Consider the following 15,979-nt stretch of genomic DNA (forward strand, 5'->3'; position numbering starts at 1 on the left):
TTTTACAAGTTTTTATGGGTTGATATAAAGATAATGAACTGAGTATTAAACAATAAGTTTATACCCAATTCCTTTTAAGGTCTGAATCGTATTGATCCCTAACTTTTCTCTCAATCTTCGGATATGTACGTCGATTGTTCTTTCTCCAACAATCACATCATTTCCCCAGACTTTTTCCAGAATCTCTTCCCTCTTAAATACCTTTTCCGTATTGGAAGCTAATAAATAAAGAAGATCGAATTCTTTTTTCGGAAGCAGAAACTGCTGACCGCTTTTTGACACCCTGAAATTATCCTTATCAATCACCAGATCACCGATTTCAATAAGCTTGGAATTGTCGGAAACCTGAGACGTAAGCTGCAATAAGGCGTTAACCTTTGAAATAAGAATTTTCGGCTTGATGAGCTTAACGATATAATCGTTGGCCCCCGCCTGAAAACCTGCCAGCTGGGAAAACTCTTCGCTTCTTGCAGATAAGAAAACGATTAAGGTTTTCTGAAGTTCCTTGATCTTGCGAAGTTCCTGACATGTTTCGATACCGTCTTTTTCAGGCATCATCACATCTAATAAGATAAGATCGGGGACAATTTCTTTGGCTTTGTCGATACCTTCATTACCGTTTGTGGCTGTATAGATATCGTAGCCTTCCTTTTCTAAATTGTAAGACAGAATCTCTAAAATATCCAGTTCGTCGTCTATTAAGAGGATTTTCTTTTGGTTCATTTTTAATTTTTACGCATCAAAGTTAATAATATTTTAATCACAGTTTAACAAAACGGGTATCGTTCACATAAAGTTAACAATTATATCCTTTTCTTAATGTTTAGTTAAGAAAAAATTAAATTTTGCTAAACCATATACCCGGTTTATTCTTTCTTTCTTTGCACCGAAAGAATCGAGTAAGATATAGTAAAAATGAAAAAACAAATCCACAAGAGCATTATGCTGCTTGCCTTGTTTTCCGCTGGTTACGCATTCGCACAAAGCCAGGTTCTAGAAGGTAGGGTATTGGACGAGAAAGACAACACTCCTATTGAAGGGGTAAAAGTAAAGGTAAATGATCAGGAGGTTACGACTGACATTTCCGGAAACTATTCTCTAAGCCTTCCACCGGGAACTAATTACGTCATCACAGTAACTTCCAACGGCTACAACCGAAAAGAAATCAGTGAGGTTATTGTGAAAAATGATGCCAACACCCACCTTGATATCGTTCTGGACAAGCCTACTTCTACGAAGGAAAAACAAATCGAAGGAGTTGTCATAAAATCCAACGCAAGAAAAGAAACCATCGCTTCTACCATCGGTTTGCAAAGAAATTCCGGGGTAGTTTCGCAGGTAATCGGTGTTGAGGCTATTAAAAGAAGTCCGGACAGAAATACAGGAGAAGTTTTGAAAAGAGTTTCGGGAGTGAGTTTGTTCGACGGAAAATACATTGTTGTAAGAGGTTTATCAGACCGTTATAACCAGGCAATGCTGAATGGCATTCAATTATCCAGTACAGAACCGGACAGAAAAACGTTCTCTTTTGACCTTTTCCCGGCAAACGTGATCGAAACACTTGTCATCAACAAAACGTTCATCCCAGAATACAGTGGAGAATGGGGAGGTGGATTGATCCAGGTAAATACAAAAGACATCCCGAATAAAAACTTTTTCAATGCACAAGTGGGCGTGGGAGGAAACTCTATCACTATGGGCCACGAGTTTAAAATGCAGAAAGGAGGAAAATGGGATTTCCTTGGAATTGATGACGGAACGAGAAAACTTCCTACAGGATTCCCGGCAAAGAATTCTTTCAGTATTTTGGGGGATGCAGATAAAACCGAATTCGGAAAACAATATGTGAAAAATCTGGGATACAATTCTAACGGTTTCCCTGAAAATGTAAGCTTACAGCTGGATGGAGGTTTTAATACAAAACTCTTCGGAAAAGACTTAGGCGTTATTGCCGTATTGAATTACAGCAACAACAAAAGAAAAATTGAAACCAACAACAGATTTTTCACGATCAACGGGCTTTTAGCCGATACCAATTTCGATTACTACACTGAGAAATACCAGAATGATGTTATTTTAGGAGGTTTATTAAATTTAACGTTAAAACTTAATAACAATAACAGAATTTCCCTGAAAAACATCATCACCAATAATACGGTGAACCATATGTCTTTCAGAACAGGAAAAGATTTTGAATTTGATCCTGTAAACGGAACAAATATCATTGCGAGAGAAATTGGCTTTAAAGAAACAACATTCTACAATTCGACGCTTACCGGAACGCATAAAATCGATGCTTTGGGAGGTCTTACCTTCAACTGGTACGGAAGCTTCGGTATTCTGGATCAATACATTCCATTGTTACAGCGTTTACAGTACAATCAATATCCTGACATCAACGGAAGCCCTTATCTGGCTTTGATCTCGAATGGTCTTTCTCAAAAATCAGGAAGTGTATTCTACTCTACGCTAAGCGATTATTTATATAACGCCGGTGGAGATGTATCCAAAACGTTTGAGATGTTTGGTCAGAAACAAACTATCAAAGGAGGATATTTATTCCAGGTAAAGGACAGGGTTTATAACTCAAGACCTTTCTCTGTAAGACTGGCAGGATATAATCAGGCATTGCTTTCTCAGCCGTTTGAAACCATTTTCAATCCTGAAAACTTCGGAACGGGTGGTAATAAATTTACCTTTGACGAGATCGCCGGAAACCAGTACAGATATATCGCCAATACAATCCTGAATGCAGGTTATTTACAATTTGACAATAATATCAACTCATGGTTCAGAGCAGTTTGGGGATTAAGAATCGAGAACTTTGACCAATTGGTAGGAAGCACCAAAAAGAGCGACGACCGTTTTGTAAATACACGTGTTACAGACTTTTTACCGGCATTAAACATGACATTTAAGCTTACCAATAACATGAATCTACGTGTTGCAGGTTCGCAGACTGTTGTAAGACCGGAATTCAGAGAAGTTTCCCCATTAGCATATTATGATTTTGATTTAGGAGCTACCGTGATCGGTAACAAATTTATCCAGAGAACTAAAATCACCAGTGCCGATGTTCGTTGGGAATGGTATCCTAGAAACGGTGAGATTCTTTCCGTGGCAGGTTTCTATAAAAACTTTAAAAATCCTATCGAATTGTATTTCAACCAATCAGGGGTAGGAACCAGTAATACATTCAACTACTTAAACGTAGATAAAGCTGATGCCTACGGAGCTGAATTGGAATTCAGAAAGAAACTGGACTTCATGAGTGCTCTTAGAAACTTCACATTGGGCGGTAACTTCGCTTTAATTAAAAACAGAGTGACAGACGAAGCTACAAATGTAGACAGACCGATGCAGGGGCAGTCGCCTTATACGGTAAACGTAAGCCTTCAGTATGATGCTGAAAATTCAGGATGGTCTTCTACGGTGCTTTTCAACATGATCGGAAGAAGGATTCTGTATGTAGGAAACGATCAGGTTCCGCCGATCTGGGAAAACCCAAGACCCCTTCTTGATTTCCAGGTAGCTAAGAAAATATGGCAGAGAAAAGGTGAAATTAAACTGAACATTTCAGATATCCTGAACCGCCACGCGAAATTCTACCACGATCTAAACAACAACAAAAAATACGACAGTGCAGATGCACTTGCTATCGACAGAGTAACAGGTACCAATATCAGTCTGACTCTTGGATACAGCTTTTAATTAAAATCAATTATCTAATAAAAAAATAAGTCTTTATATCATGAAAAAATTTGTTTTATACTCTTTAATGCTTGGTACTCTAGCAACTACTGTAACAGCATGTAGAAACATAGAAGAAGATGGGCAAACTATAGTTCAGAATGGTTCAGGTAGCGGAAGCACTGAAAACCTTATCCTTTCAGGAAAAATCACTTCAAATCTTACCCTTAAAGCCAATAATATCTATAAACTAAGAGGATTGGTGTATGTAACGAACGGAGCTACCTTAACTATTGAGCCAGGTACTAAAATCGTTGGCGAGGCTGATAAAAACGGTGCTTTAATTATTACAAGAGGAAGCAAGATCATGGCAGAAGGTACTGCCAGTAACCCTATTATCTTTACTTCAGAAAAACCAAGTCCTAAAAGAGGAGACTGGGCAGGTTTAGTAATCTTAGGAGCTGCGCCTACCAATGCTTCTTTCAACGGACAGGCTGGTGTAGGTGAAATCGAAGGAGGGATCAACAACACGGAAGGACTGGGTCTTTACGGAGGAACGAATGCTGCTGACAACAGTGGTGTATTAAAATATGTAAGAGTAGAATATGCAGGATATGCTTTCTTACCGGACAAAGAAATCAACGGTATTACTTTCGGTGGTGTAGGGAGCGGAACTACGGTAGATTATGTACAGGTTTCTTATGCTAATGACGATAGCTTCGAATGGTTTGGAGGAACGGTAAACTGTTCTCACCTTATTGCTTACAAAGGTCTTGATGACGATTTCGATACAGATAACGGGTATTCAGGAAAAGTTCAGTTCGGTATTGCGGTAAGAGATTCTCAGGTGGCTGACGTTTCAGGATCTAATGCTTTCGAATCTGATAATGATGCAAACGGATCTTCTTTAACTCCGAAAACATCGGCTACATTCTCAAATATGACGATCATTGGCCCTATCAACTCTTCAAGCACATCTACAAACGTAGGTACAATCAATTCTTTATTCCAGAATGCATTGCAGATCAGAAGAAACTCTTCAATTTCTGTATTCAACTCAGTATTCACAGGATATCCGGTAGGTTTATTTATTGATGCTACCAAAGGTACTCCAACAGATAACAACATCGGAAATTCAAGTCTTGCATTCCAGAATAATATCCTTGCAGGTACGGTAACGCCGTTGAAATTCGGAGCTTCTACATCATCTCCTACAGCTTTCACTTTAGCAGATCTTACCGCTTGGTACACGGCTAACGGAAACTCAACGTTGACGTACACTGCTGATGTGAAATTGACAAATGCCTGGGCTCCGGCAGGAACAACGCCAAACTTTTCTCCAGCTTCAGGTTCTCCTCTATTAACAGGTGGGGTATTCACTAACACTAAATTAACAAGCTGGTTTACAGCAGTAACTTACAGAGGAGCTGTAAAAGATGGTAACGATACGTGGTACGCTGGTTGGACAAACTACAATTTATAATTAGTAATTAGTTTCTTCATATCAAATTAAAAAAACAGCATCGGAAATATTTCCGATGCTGTTTTGATATGTAAATAATAAACATTTTTACAGGAATTTCAAAGGAGCTCAGTTTTTAAGGGAAAATCTATTTTAACCATTAAGATTAAATATTTTGTTAAAGCAGATTGCCAAATCTATATTGTGAAAATACAAGGAAAAATGGTAATTTGGTCTTCTGAAAACAGAAACGGTCTTTAATCTGAAAATATTATGAAAAAAAACTATCTGAAGCTCATCATGGCAGCTGTTATTATAAGTTCTTCTTTTATCTTTCATTCCTGTACGGAAGACGATGATGTAGCCACGATAGCTGTTGTAGGAATTGCGCAGGATCCTGCCAACTTCAAAGGCGATATCACCAGCGGGCAGGTCGTAACGCTTGATGCCACAAAAGTATATGTACTGAAGGGAGCAGTAAGAGTGAAGGACGGCGGAAAGCTCGTGATCCCAGCCGGAACAAGAATCGTTGCTACGGCTGCTGCAGACTCATATATCCTTGTAGAACAGGGCGGACAGATCTATGCTAACGGAACATCGGCCTCACCGGTGACATTTAATTCATCCGCTGCTACCGCAGGAAGCTGGGGAGGAATTATAATCTGTGGAAAAGCACCTATCAACACCGGAACAACAGGCTCTACAGAAGTAGGAAATGCATCTTACGGAGGAACGGCAGTTACAGATAATTCAGGATCATTAACCTATGTAAGGATTGAAAATGCGGGAATCAGCTTTGCAACCGATAAAAACTTCAATGGTCTATCCCTGTACGGCGTGGGAAGTGATACCAAAGTAGAAAATATCGCTGTCGTAAACGGAGCTGAAGACGGTATCCAGCTATATGGGGGAACGGTAAATATTTCTAACATTGTTTCCGTAAGTAATGCAGATGATGCCTTTGTATGGACCGACGGGTGGATCGGAACTGCATCCAATATTTATACAAAAAGAAGAACCAGCGGTACCGGAAATACCGGAATTAAAGGAATAAACAATGCGGCTAATGCCGATGCCTCTCCAAGATCCAGCCCTACCCTAAAAAACGTAACGCTTATCGGTGGTACTACCGGAGAATCTCAGGCGATAAGATTATATTCAGGAACGTATGCCAGCTTTGAGAATGTAGTTCTCTCCAACTGGACAGACGGTTTCAGTATTGAAAGCGATCCTACAGTAACCTACATCAACGGACAAAGCAAAATAAAAGATGTCTTTTTTGATACTAATGTTACCAATAAAATGACGGCAAAGGCAACAGATGGTTCCAGCGTAACCATACAGCCTTCAACCTACAACGAAAAATCTGATGCTACCGGTGCAGGAAATCAGCTGGCAAGTCCGGCATGGGCAATAGGATGGTCATCTCTACAGTAAGAATAATAAAAAATATACAGCAGCATCGGATTTTTCCGGTGCTTTTTATTTATAGCTAAAATATTTAAGTAAGATATATCTATTTTCCATAACCTGTCGTGACAGGTAAATCATCCCACCGGATAGATAATGAACCTCTCCGGACCATTTTATTATATGTTCAGACCAGTATTTTTACCCGTCTGAAGACGTAAAATACATCATCAGCAGTGTTATAAATAGCAAGCTTGATGTTCTTAACAAAATAATAATTATCAGTAGCATCGGGCTTCAGCCCGATATTTCAATAAGGAACAAAATAAAGGCTTTAGCCAAATTATGATAGATTTTGGCTAAAGCCTGGATTATTTATATGGATGTAAATGGGCTAAAGCCCATTTCTACTGATACTAAAAAAATTTCTCCCGATCTGATTTTAGTTTAAATGGAAAGGACGAAGTTACTAACCTCATCCTTTAAAATTTATCTTTAAATAACTAAGAATATTCAAATTTTCTCACTGCTTCCAGTGTCATATCAATTTCCCTGTCTTTAATGGCATCACTAATAAAATAGGTTTCATAACCACTTGGCGGAAGATAAATTCCGTTGGTGAGCATCTGGTGGAAGAAATTGTTAAACAATGCATGATTGGCTTCCTGCGCCTCATCAAAGTTGCTGACTCTGTTGATATGGAAAAATACAGACATCATCGATCCTTTTCTGTTGATCTTATGAGCAATTCCTTTTTCATTTAAAATTTTCCCGATTTCAAAATCTAACGTTTCCGTCGTTTTGGCTAATCTGCTGAAAAATTCAGGATCATTTTTAATTAACTGTAATGTCTTCAGTCCGGCTCTCATAGCAAGTGGATTTCCACTCAGTGTTCCAGCCTGGTATACGCCGCCTTTAGGTGCCAGATGATCCATGATTTCATTTCTTCCTGCAAAAGCTCCTACCGGAAGCCCACCACCAATCACTTTTCCGTAGGTGACAAGATCTGCTTTTACGTTAAAAAGTTCCTGTGCGCCACCGAAAGCAAGTCTGAAACCCGTCATTACTTCATCAAATATCAGCAAAGCACCGTTCTCGTCACAGATCTTTCTTAATTTCTGTAGGAATTCGTTTTCGGGAAGAACACAACCCATATTTCCGGCTACAGGCTCGATAATTACCGCTGCAATCTGCCCCTGATTATGTCTGAATAAATCTTCAACCTGTTCAAAATCATTATACCTTGCCAGTAAAGTATCTTTTGCGGTTCCTTCCGTTACGCCCGGAGAATTAGGATTTCCGAATGTAGCAGCACCACTTCCCGCTTTAATTAAGAATGAATCTGAATGACCGTGATAACAGCCCTCAAATTTTACGATTTTATCTCTTCCTGTAAATCCTCTTGCAAGTCTTACCGCGCTCATACAGGCTTCCGTTCCTGAGGAAACCATTCTGATCTGATCGATGTTCGGAACGTTTTCCACGATAAATTTAGCGATCTCTGTTTCAAGCTCGGTGGGCGCTCCGAAAGAAAAACCTTTCTCTGCCTGAATTTTTAATTCTTCCAAAACTTCAGGATGGGTATGGCCTAAAATAGCAGGTCCCCAGGAATTAATATAATCAATATAAGTATTGTCATCGGCATCGGTAAGATAAGCTCCTTTTGCAGATTTCATAAAAACCGGCACTCCGCCTACAGATTTGAATGCACGAACAGGGGAATTTACACCTCCCGGAATGTATTGGTAAGCTTCATCGAATAAAGCTGAACTTCTTTGGTATTTCATTTTTGTTGATAGTTGCGGGTTGCGGGTTGATGATTGCTCGTTGTCGGTCAAAAAAACCATCAACCAAAACCAAACAACCAATTTTTAGTTTCTGGGTTTTTTATCAATTAAATAAATCAGCTGTCCCGGCGAAGGTCTCTGCCCTTCATCCATTCTGTTTTTAGCATATAATTTATTCAATTTAATGCCGAATTTTTGGGCGATATCATGCATATCTTCTCCGGCTTCGGCTTTATAGGTTGCTGTATTTCCCGCGGAATTCTTGGATTCAAGGAAAACAATGTCATTTTTGTGTAATGTGTCACCTTCCAGCTCATTCCATTTCATCAGTTTGCTCTCGCTGATTTTAAACTTCTTAGCGATATATTCCACACTCGTATCTTCAGGGATAACGATGTATTTCAAACCATCGTTCGGGTGACTTTTAATTAAAATCGAATTAAGAATTTCCGCCTTTGTTTTTATTCTTTCCACTCTTTTCTGCTGCTGAGCATAAGAGGTCTGCTTATACGGAACTTCTATCGTTACAGGATCTTTCACCTTTCTGGTATATTTTTCAGGTTCCAGTTGGGCCATGAAAACTCTGTCATCTTTTAGATTTGGGTACATTTTAAGGACTGCATACAGAACTTCTTTTGAACTGGTATTGTCGAATTCGTATAATCTGTATTTTTCAATTTTCCCTATTAATATGGAAGCATAACGTGGGTTGGTAGCATATCCTGCTTTTTTCAGGCCGGTTGCCCACGCTTTGTAATCTTTCATATCCAAATTAAAAAGGTTTGCGTAATATTTTCTTGTGGATAAGAATATCGAGTGGTCTTCATACGATTGTCGCGGATCGTCATACACTCTGAAACATTCATTGGGTGCGTCATCCGTATGTTTCATGGTTTTGCCCGTCCAGTCTTCTTTGCATTTGATTCCGAAATGGTTTTTACCTTCCAATGCCAGCCGGCTTTGTCCGCCTCCGGTTTCCAGGAGTCCCTGTGCGAGGGTTATAGAAGCGGGAATTCTGTATTTTTCCATTTCTTCTACTGCGTATTTGGCAAATTTCTGGATGTACTGATCTTCAGTAGCCCAGGTCTGGGCTGAGAATTTTGATAAAACTAAAAGGCTTACGAATAAGAAAAGTCTTTTCATCTTATAATTTTTTATTGTTTTAAAATGAAAGATGGAACACCTAGTGTTTCATGTTTTTCAATTTTACTTTATAATTAAATTTCTGTTTTGTTTTTCCAAAAGCATATTTGCGCCTTCAATACCTTGTAATCCTCCGGTATGGAAGCACAGAATTTTACTGTTTTCAGGAAAATATTCTTCATTTATCATCTCAAAAATCTTCTGCATCATTTTTCCTGTATAGATCGGTTCAAGCGGAATTCCGTAATGATCTTTAAAATCATTGATAAAACGGATATTCTCATCATTTATTTTACCATAACCTCCAAAAGCTGAATCTATTAAACTAAAATTTTCTTTCGGAGTTAATGTTGATATTTTATTTTCCAGTGAAGAATCACTTACAGTCTTAAAGCCGATAACTTTCTGATTTTCTTCACAGAATTTTGAGATTCCGGCAATCGTACCTCCTGTTCCGACTGCGGTGCAAAGATAATCAAAATCTTTTGTTTCGTTATTCAGCATCATTTTCACGCCCTCTACGGCTTCCTGATTGGTTCCGCCTTCAGGGACAATGAGCGCGTCGGGAAATTCTTTCTGTAAAAATTCGGCAATTTTTTCTTTGTGGCGGTATTCCTCACGAGTAACAAACCTTAAATTCATTCCGCTTTTCTTAGCAAAAACCAAGGTGGTGTTTTCGCGCCATTTATCTTTTAATTCTTCTCCTCTGATAACGCCCAGTGTGGGAATTCCGGAAAGTTTTCCTAAAGCAGAAACGGCAGCAATATGATTGGAAAAAGCACCTCCGAAAGTAATGATGTAAGGCTTTTCAGGATTTTTATCCAAATAATTATTAATATTAAAGAATAATTTCCAGTACTTATTTCCGGAAATTTCAGGATGAATGAGATCTTCTCTTTTCATAAAGAGCTTCACCTTTTTTCCGACAGGAATTTCAACGACAGGAATATGTATTTCCGGAATTTTCATCCCTGCAAATTTCCTGAATTTATTTTAAATGATACTTTATAAATTAGTTAAACAAAACTTAAAATAAATGTTTGGTGGAAATAAAATACGATCAAAGATATTTCCTGAAGGTCAAGAATTTTCTTTTTTGCAGATAATTCAGATTATTTTCATTGGCGTAGGCTTCTCTTTCAAAAGAAATTCTTCTATAAGCCTGATAAGGATTTTTCAGTCTGAATAACCAGTAATAATATTCAATGACATAGAAAATATAGAAGAAAATCACCAGCATTTCCATTTGTTGTCTTAAATGAATTTTTTCATGATTAATCAATACTTTATTTTTCTTATCTTCGAGATTCCTAACGAAGATGAAGGGAAAAAGAGTAATGCCGCTGATTTTTAATAATTTTAAAGGTTTATGGCATACAATTATCATAATAACAAATATAAAAAGTTTTTGGCTTAGAGATTTAACCTATGGCACTTTTTGACATCAAAGAAGGTGAAGATTTTTACTACAACGAGCAGGGGTATAAGGTTTTTACAGAAAAATTTCATCTAAAAAGAGGATATTGCTGTAAAAGTGGCTGTAGACATTGTCCTTACGGATACGATAAAAAAACCGACACATTTATTAAAAACGATAAAAAAATTAAATAAAATGAAAAAATATATTTTTATTTTGTTAGCCTCGGCTACTTTGGGTTTGACATCTTGTAGTCCTTTCAATGTACGTTCCGACTATGCGGACACTGCAAATTTCACCACTTACAAAACCTACAAGTTGAGAATTGATGATCTGAAACTGAATGACATCGACAAAGACAGAGTTTTAAATGAACTTTCGAGACAACTGCAGACTAAGGGTCTTCAATCGGGTGAAAATCCTGATCTGATCATTAATGTAAAAGCCAACCATAAAAAAATAACTGATGTTACAACTTCGTCACCTTATGGAGCATGGGGTTGGGGCGGACCGTTCGGATGGGGAATCGGGATGAACAGAACCTGGACCAGCAATTATAACGAAGGTGCCATCATCGTGGATATGGTTGATGCAAGATCAAACAAACTGGTTTGGCAGGGAATCGGAAGCGGAATCTCCGTGGATCGTCCAAAAGCTAAGCAAAAACAAATTCCTGAAATCATGGCGGAAATTATGAAGAATTACCCTCCGCAAAGAAAGTAAAATTAATTTAATAAGATATATAGAAAGTCAATACAGTGTTTGTATTGGCTTTTTTGTTATTATTAAATAAATATTTCACCACATTTTAGAATAATAAATCAGAATTAACAATTCCGTAATTCTTAATTCATAAATTTGTGTTAATCTTACCAGACTAAAATATTAACATGAAAAAATCATTATTGATTCTTGCATTTGCCTCTATCATGGCCAATGCTCAGGCGCCTTCAGGATATTATAATTCGGCAAACGGATTATCGGGAGCGCCTCTGAAAACGGCATTAAGCACCATTATTACCAACGGCCATCAGGATAAAGGCTACAGCGGACTGTGGACCGGCTACAAAACGACCGATATCGACAAAAATTATGAAAATGACGGTTCTATTCTGGATATTTACTCCGAAAAACCATCCGGAACCGATCCTTATAATTACACTCCCGGAACCAACCAATGTGGAACGTATTCTGTAGAAGGTAACTGCTACAACAGGGAGCATATTGTTCCTCAAAGTTTATTCAATCAGGCTTCGCCAATGGTTTCCGACATTCATTTCATAAGAGCAACCGATGGAAAAGTAAACGGTATGCGTTCCAATTATCCTTTCGGGAAAGTAGGAACAGCAACATTTACCTCTGCAAATGGTTCTAAATTGGGAAATTCAAATTCTTCGGGATATTCAGGAACGGTTTTCGAGCCGATTGATGAATTTAAAGGGGATGTTGCCAGAATGATTTTCTATTTTGTAACACGCTATGAAAGCAAGCTTTCCACCTTTTCATCAGGAAATATGCTGGGAAATTCAACATTTCCGGGATTACAAACCTGGGAACTGAATGTTTTACTGGCATGGCACAATCAGGATCCGGTATCACAGGCGGAAATCAACAGAAATAATGCTTCATACACTTTCCAGGGAAACAGAAATCCTTTTATCGACAACCCGAATTATGTTAATTTAATCTGGGGGTCAGGCGGCGGAACAACAAACCCTCCAACTTCGACATCTTGTGCTAATGAAACTTTCGAAACTATTCCAACGTCAAGCTCTTCTTCGTATCTTACAAGAACATGGACAAATAATGGAATTTCATGGACGGCGACAGATGCAAGAACTGACCAGACTATTTCCACGAAAGCAATTACTGTAAGAGACGGAGCTTTAACGTCCGGCAGCTCTGCCAACGGAATAGGTTCACTAACTGTGACTACACAACTTAAATTCTCAGGATCAAACGGAACTTTCAACGTAAAAGTGAATGGAACGACAGTAGGAACGGTACCGTATAATACAAATGCTACGACAACCACCATCAGCAATATTAACATTACAGGAAATGTAGTGGTGGAACTGGAAAATAGTTCGACAAGCAACAGAGTAGCCATTGATAACCTTAGCTGGACGTGTTATTCAGGGACATCACGACAGATGCAAATCTCTGCTACGGAATTAAACTCAGATCAAACCAAATTACAGATTTCACCCAACCCGATTTCAAACAATGAAATTTTTGTAAAAGGTGAGACACAAAACATCAGAAAAGCTGAAATTTACAATCTTCAGGGAAACGTGATGCAAACATTTGATCAGCCTTTTAAAAGCAGCAGAAATTCAATTAAAATTAAAAACCTTCCGCAAGGCATTTATATTTTAAAAATGGATTCAGCGAGTCTTAAATTTATTGTGAAATAATAAGATGGATAATGAATGAGAAGCTGATAGTTTCTACTTCATTGTATCAATATAAAACTCCTTCTTTCGTTTGAGAGAAGGAGTTTAGTTTTTTAAGAGGTGAAGAAATTAATTTCCCTGCATATCTCTGATTCTTTCCTGTAGCAATTCAGGGTTTGAAAGAGCATCAACTCCTACAGAAGAAATAATGTAAATGTAATAGATAACAGAAATTACATTCAGAATAATACCAATAATACAAAGTATTCTTCCCACATTCAAGTTTCCATAATTAGTATATTCTCCAGGGTTTTGCTTGTATAAAACAAGATCCTTATTCGCGAGAACAAGACCAATTATTGCCGCAATAAGGCCTATAACGCCATAGCAGCAGCATGTTACAATGGAGACAATTCCTAAAACTAAAACGACTGTTGCGTTTGGTAATTTTTGATTCATAGTTTATAATTTAATGTTCGTGTTTATTTAATGTATAAAAATGTGATGTTTGTAAAAATAAGAAATTACCATTATGACTGAATTAATAATTGCCAGAAAAATTAATACATTACCGTAATTTCTTTTTTTATCTATAAAATTGAGAATTATTGCTCCGAAAAATAAAAGCAATGTATATACGGCCGGAAACATATGAAAAGCTTCTGTAAATTTTCCTTCAAAAACCATCAAAATAGCTCTTTGACTTCCACAGCCAAAACAATCTATTCCAAGAAATTTCTTGGTTGGACAAGGCAGCATGAAATCTTCTGCTTTCATATTTTCGTTTTTTGTTGATCAAATATATAAAAATTACGAAGATATTTTCGCTCTCAGATACTGATGCGGAAAAAAGCATTCTTCATCCATCTCAAATGATCCCTGAACTGCTATATAAGGATTTCTTAAAATTTCTCTGGCAATAAAAATCAGATCGGCATCACCTTTTTGCAGAATTTCCTCAGCATGCGAAACTTTTTTAATCAGCCCTACAGCTCCGGTTTTTACATTTGCTTCATTTCTCACCTGTGAAGAAAGCGGAACCTGATAACCATCAAAAAGCGGAATTTTTACCCCATGAATATTTCCACCACTGGAAACGTCTACAAGATCAACAGCATGATTCTTTAGAATTTTTGCCAGCTCAACACTATCATTAATGTCCCAGCCATTTTCTGCATATTCTGTTCCTGAGATTCTTACAAACAAAGCCACATTATCGTTCAGTTCTTCATTCACTGCATCTACAATTTCAATTAGAAAACGGATTCTGTTTTCAAAGCCCCCGCCATATTCATCCGTTCTGATATTAGAAAGCGGAGATAAAAACTGATGAATCAGATAACCATGTGCTGCGTGAATTTCAATAACATCAAAACCAGCTTTTACGGCTCTTTTCGCTGCGTTTTTAAAATTCTTAACCTGTTCTTTAATTTCTTCAGCCGTTAAAGCGTGAGGAATTCTTTCCGTTGGATGATAAGGGATCGGGCTTGGAGCAATCGTTTCCCAGCCCTCTTCAATTGAAATCTGAGTTGTATTTTCCGTAGAACCCTTTCTGCCGGAGTGTGACAGCTGAATTCCTATTTTACTGTCTGAATTTTTATGAACAAATTCTACAATTTTCTGAAGTTTTTCTGCCTGCTCATCATTCCAGATTCCCATGCAGTGATTGGTAATTCTTCCGCGAGGTTCAACGCCGGTAGCTTCCACTATAATTAATCCGGCCCCGCCCTGAGCCCTGCTTCCGTAATGAACAAAATGAAAATCATTTGCAAATCCGTTTTCACTGGAATACATACACATGGGCGACATTACCCAGCGGTTTTTCAATTCAACATTTCTGAATTTGATCGGAGTATATAACATTTTAATCTTATTTTAAAAATTGAGAATTGCAAAGAACAGGCCTATATTGCCCACCTCACGAAAAAAAAGTAATTTTATCCCCCTTTTTTTAATCCACAATATATGAAAAAAGAAACTCACATCAGTTACGAATATTTTAAGAATAGCAGTGAACTGAACGACATAGAAAAACAATTATTCGAAAGAGCAAAAGAAGCTCGCGAAAATGCATATGCCCCCTACTCCAACTTTCTGGTAGGCTGTTCGGTTTTGCTTGAAAATGACGAAATCTATTCAGGAAACAATCAGGAAAATGCAGCGTATCCTTCCGGGCTTTGTGCGGAAAGAACAGCTTTATTCTGGATTGCGGCTAATTTTCCGGATGTGAAAATCAAGAAGATTTTCGTAGTAGGAGGCCCGAGGGAATTTCATGAGAAAAACCCGCCGATTCCACCATGCGGAGCCTGCAGGCAAAGCTTAATGGAATACGAAACGAAGCAGAATGAAAATATTGATCTTTATTTTTCCAGCATGAACGAAGAAGTCGTAAAAGTGAATGCGATAAAAGATTTGCTGCCGTTTTATTTTGATTCTACGTTTTTATAAAATTTAATGGTGATTTCGAGAGCCTCAATCACCATTTGAGAGCCAATCACCATTCGACAGCTTCGATCAATACCTCCATTTTTATAAATAGCTGTAAGTCGTAAAAAATGACTGTTATTTCTGTGGTGGCTGAGCTTGTCGAAGCCACCTGACCTGAAACCCTAGCCCTGATTGCAACGGAAATCCCGGAATGGAGCGGCGAAGCCGCGTAATGAGGAATTGCAGT

Annotated in this window: 15 protein-coding genes; 7 read left to right on the top strand and 8 right to left on the bottom strand. The window is 37.9% G+C overall.

Annotated features, from left to right (window positions below):
- Window positions 1-45: 45 nt before the first annotated feature.
- Entirely contained in the window at window positions 46-723 is a 678-nt protein-coding gene (locus ACWNCI_RS10010; RefSeq protein ID WP_042719758.1) for a response regulator transcription factor, read from the bottom strand.
- Window positions 724-915: 192 nt separating this feature from the next.
- Here ACWNCI_RS10010 and ACWNCI_RS10015 point away from each other — a divergent pair, with 192 nt between their 5' ends.
- The 3 genes from ACWNCI_RS10015 (at window position 916) to ACWNCI_RS10025 (ending at window position 6,589) form a co-directional block, all read left to right on the top strand.
- On the top strand, window positions 916-3,711 hold the full coding sequence (locus tag ACWNCI_RS10015; RefSeq protein WP_346984459.1) for a TonB-dependent receptor: 2,796 nt from the start codon (window positions 916-918) through the stop codon (window positions 3,709-3,711).
- A gap of 40 nt (window positions 3,712-3,751) precedes the next feature.
- Window positions 3,752-5,173: a hypothetical protein gene (locus ACWNCI_RS10020; RefSeq protein WP_449388185.1), complete on the top strand. Its 1,422-nt coding sequence runs from the start codon at window positions 3,752-3,754 to the stop codon at window positions 5,171-5,173.
- Between the two features lie 252 nt (window positions 5,174-5,425).
- Window positions 5,426-6,589, top strand: coding sequence for a hypothetical protein (locus ACWNCI_RS10025; protein ID WP_449388186.1), 1,164 nt, complete (start codon window positions 5,426-5,428; stop codon window positions 6,587-6,589).
- A 476-nt stretch (window positions 6,590-7,065) separates the two neighbouring features.
- Here ACWNCI_RS10025 and hemL read toward each other — a convergent pair whose 3' ends face one another.
- From hemL to ACWNCI_RS10045, 4 genes are all read right to left on the bottom strand, one after another.
- On the bottom strand, window positions 7,066-8,349 hold the full coding sequence (gene hemL / locus ACWNCI_RS10030; RefSeq protein ID WP_449388187.1) for a glutamate-1-semialdehyde 2,1-aminomutase: 1,284 nt from the start codon (window positions 8,347-8,349) through the stop codon (window positions 7,066-7,068).
- An 84-nt stretch (window positions 8,350-8,433) separates the two neighbouring features.
- Window positions 8,434-9,492, bottom strand: coding sequence for a glucosaminidase domain-containing protein (locus ACWNCI_RS10035; RefSeq protein WP_449388188.1), 1,059 nt, complete (start codon window positions 9,490-9,492; stop codon window positions 8,434-8,436).
- Between the two features lie 63 nt (window positions 9,493-9,555).
- On the bottom strand, window positions 9,556-10,461 hold the full coding sequence (locus tag ACWNCI_RS10040) for a 1-aminocyclopropane-1-carboxylate deaminase/D-cysteine desulfhydrase (RefSeq protein ID WP_449388189.1): 906 nt from the start codon (window positions 10,459-10,461) through the stop codon (window positions 9,556-9,558).
- Between the two features lie 91 nt (window positions 10,462-10,552).
- Window positions 10,553-10,879: a hypothetical protein gene (locus ACWNCI_RS10045; RefSeq protein ID WP_449388190.1), complete on the bottom strand. Its 327-nt coding sequence runs from the start codon at window positions 10,877-10,879 to the stop codon at window positions 10,553-10,555.
- 41 nt (window positions 10,880-10,920) lie between these two features.
- Here ACWNCI_RS10045 and ACWNCI_RS10050 point away from each other — a divergent pair, with 41 nt between their 5' ends.
- The 3 genes from ACWNCI_RS10050 to ACWNCI_RS10060 all read left to right on the top strand — a co-directional run bounded on the left by ACWNCI_RS10050 (window position 10,921) and on the right by ACWNCI_RS10060 (window position 13,326).
- A complete protein-coding gene (locus tag ACWNCI_RS10050) occupies window positions 10,921-11,103 on the top strand; it encodes a DUF5522 domain-containing protein (protein WP_042719747.1) in 183 nt (60 codons plus the stop codon).
- A gap of 1 nt (window position 11,104) precedes the next feature.
- Entirely contained in the window at window positions 11,105-11,632 is a 528-nt protein-coding gene (locus tag ACWNCI_RS10055) for a DUF4136 domain-containing protein (protein WP_346984453.1), read from the top strand.
- A 167-nt stretch (window positions 11,633-11,799) separates the two neighbouring features.
- The gene (locus tag ACWNCI_RS10060; RefSeq protein WP_449388191.1) at window positions 11,800-13,326 is read left to right on the top strand and encodes an endonuclease; all 1,527 of its coding nucleotides are present in this window, start codon (window positions 11,800-11,802) and stop codon (window positions 13,324-13,326) included.
- Window positions 13,327-13,434: 108 nt separating this feature from the next.
- Here ACWNCI_RS10060 and ACWNCI_RS10065 read toward each other — a convergent pair whose 3' ends face one another.
- The 3 genes from ACWNCI_RS10065 to namA are packed head-to-tail and all read right to left on the bottom strand — an operon-like array spanning window position 13,435 to window position 15,168.
- Window positions 13,435-13,764, bottom strand: coding sequence for a CCC motif membrane protein (locus ACWNCI_RS10065; protein ID WP_042719743.1), 330 nt, complete (start codon window positions 13,762-13,764; stop codon window positions 13,435-13,437).
- A gap of 27 nt (window positions 13,765-13,791) precedes the next feature.
- Entirely contained in the window at window positions 13,792-14,082 is a 291-nt protein-coding gene (locus ACWNCI_RS10070) for a DUF2752 domain-containing protein (RefSeq protein ID WP_042719742.1), read from the bottom strand.
- Between the two features lie 33 nt (window positions 14,083-14,115).
- Entirely contained in the window at window positions 14,116-15,168 is a 1,053-nt protein-coding gene (gene namA / locus ACWNCI_RS10075) for an NADPH dehydrogenase NamA (RefSeq protein ID WP_449388192.1), read from the bottom strand.
- A 102-nt stretch (window positions 15,169-15,270) separates the two neighbouring features.
- On the opposite strand from namA, the gene ACWNCI_RS10080 reads away from it, so the two are divergent.
- Window positions 15,271-15,753, top strand: coding sequence for a cytidine deaminase (locus tag ACWNCI_RS10080; RefSeq protein ID WP_449388193.1), 483 nt, complete (start codon window positions 15,271-15,273; stop codon window positions 15,751-15,753).
- Window positions 15,754-15,979: the final 226 nt, after the last annotated feature.

Source organism: Chryseobacterium lineare (assembly GCF_977014045.1).

What these genes read in the sequence shown, in the direction of transcription:
- ACWNCI_RS10010 (WP_042719758.1), bottom strand. Translation starts at nt 723, where the DNA reads ATGAACCAAAAGAAAATCCTCTTAATAGACGACGAACTGGATATTTTA.
- ACWNCI_RS10015 (WP_346984459.1), top strand. Translation starts at nt 916, where the DNA reads ATGAAAAAACAAATCCACAAGAGCATTATGCTGCTTGCCTTGTTTTCC.
- ACWNCI_RS10020 (WP_449388185.1), top strand. Translation starts at nt 3,752, where the DNA reads ATGAAAAAATTTGTTTTATACTCTTTAATGCTTGGTACTCTAGCAACT.
- ACWNCI_RS10025 (WP_449388186.1), top strand. Translation starts at nt 5,426, where the DNA reads ATGAAAAAAAACTATCTGAAGCTCATCATGGCAGCTGTTATTATAAGT.
- hemL (WP_449388187.1), bottom strand. Translation starts at nt 8,349, where the DNA reads ATGAAATACCAAAGAAGTTCAGCTTTATTCGATGAAGCTTACCAATAC.
- ACWNCI_RS10035 (WP_449388188.1), bottom strand. Translation starts at nt 9,492, where the DNA reads ATGAAAAGACTTTTCTTATTCGTAAGCCTTTTAGTTTTATCAAAATTC.
- ACWNCI_RS10040 (WP_449388189.1), bottom strand. Translation starts at nt 10,461, where the DNA reads ATGAAAATTCCGGAAATACATATTCCTGTCGTTGAAATTCCTGTCGGA.
- ACWNCI_RS10045 (WP_449388190.1), bottom strand. Translation starts at nt 10,879, where the DNA reads ATGATAATTGTATGCCATAAACCTTTAAAATTATTAAAAATCAGCGGC.
- ACWNCI_RS10050 (WP_042719747.1), top strand. Translation starts at nt 10,921, where the DNA reads ATGGCACTTTTTGACATCAAAGAAGGTGAAGATTTTTACTACAACGAG.
- ACWNCI_RS10055 (WP_346984453.1), top strand. Translation starts at nt 11,105, where the DNA reads ATGAAAAAATATATTTTTATTTTGTTAGCCTCGGCTACTTTGGGTTTG.
- ACWNCI_RS10060 (WP_449388191.1), top strand. Translation starts at nt 11,800, where the DNA reads ATGAAAAAATCATTATTGATTCTTGCATTTGCCTCTATCATGGCCAAT.
- ACWNCI_RS10065 (WP_042719743.1), bottom strand. Translation starts at nt 13,764, where the DNA reads ATGAATCAAAAATTACCAAACGCAACAGTCGTTTTAGTTTTAGGAATT.
- ACWNCI_RS10070 (WP_042719742.1), bottom strand. Translation starts at nt 14,082, where the DNA reads ATGAAAGCAGAAGATTTCATGCTGCCTTGTCCAACCAAGAAATTTCTT.
- namA (WP_449388192.1), bottom strand. Translation starts at nt 15,168, where the DNA reads ATGTTATATACTCCGATCAAATTCAGAAATGTTGAATTGAAAAACCGC.
- ACWNCI_RS10080 (WP_449388193.1), top strand. Translation starts at nt 15,271, where the DNA reads ATGAAAAAAGAAACTCACATCAGTTACGAATATTTTAAGAATAGCAGT.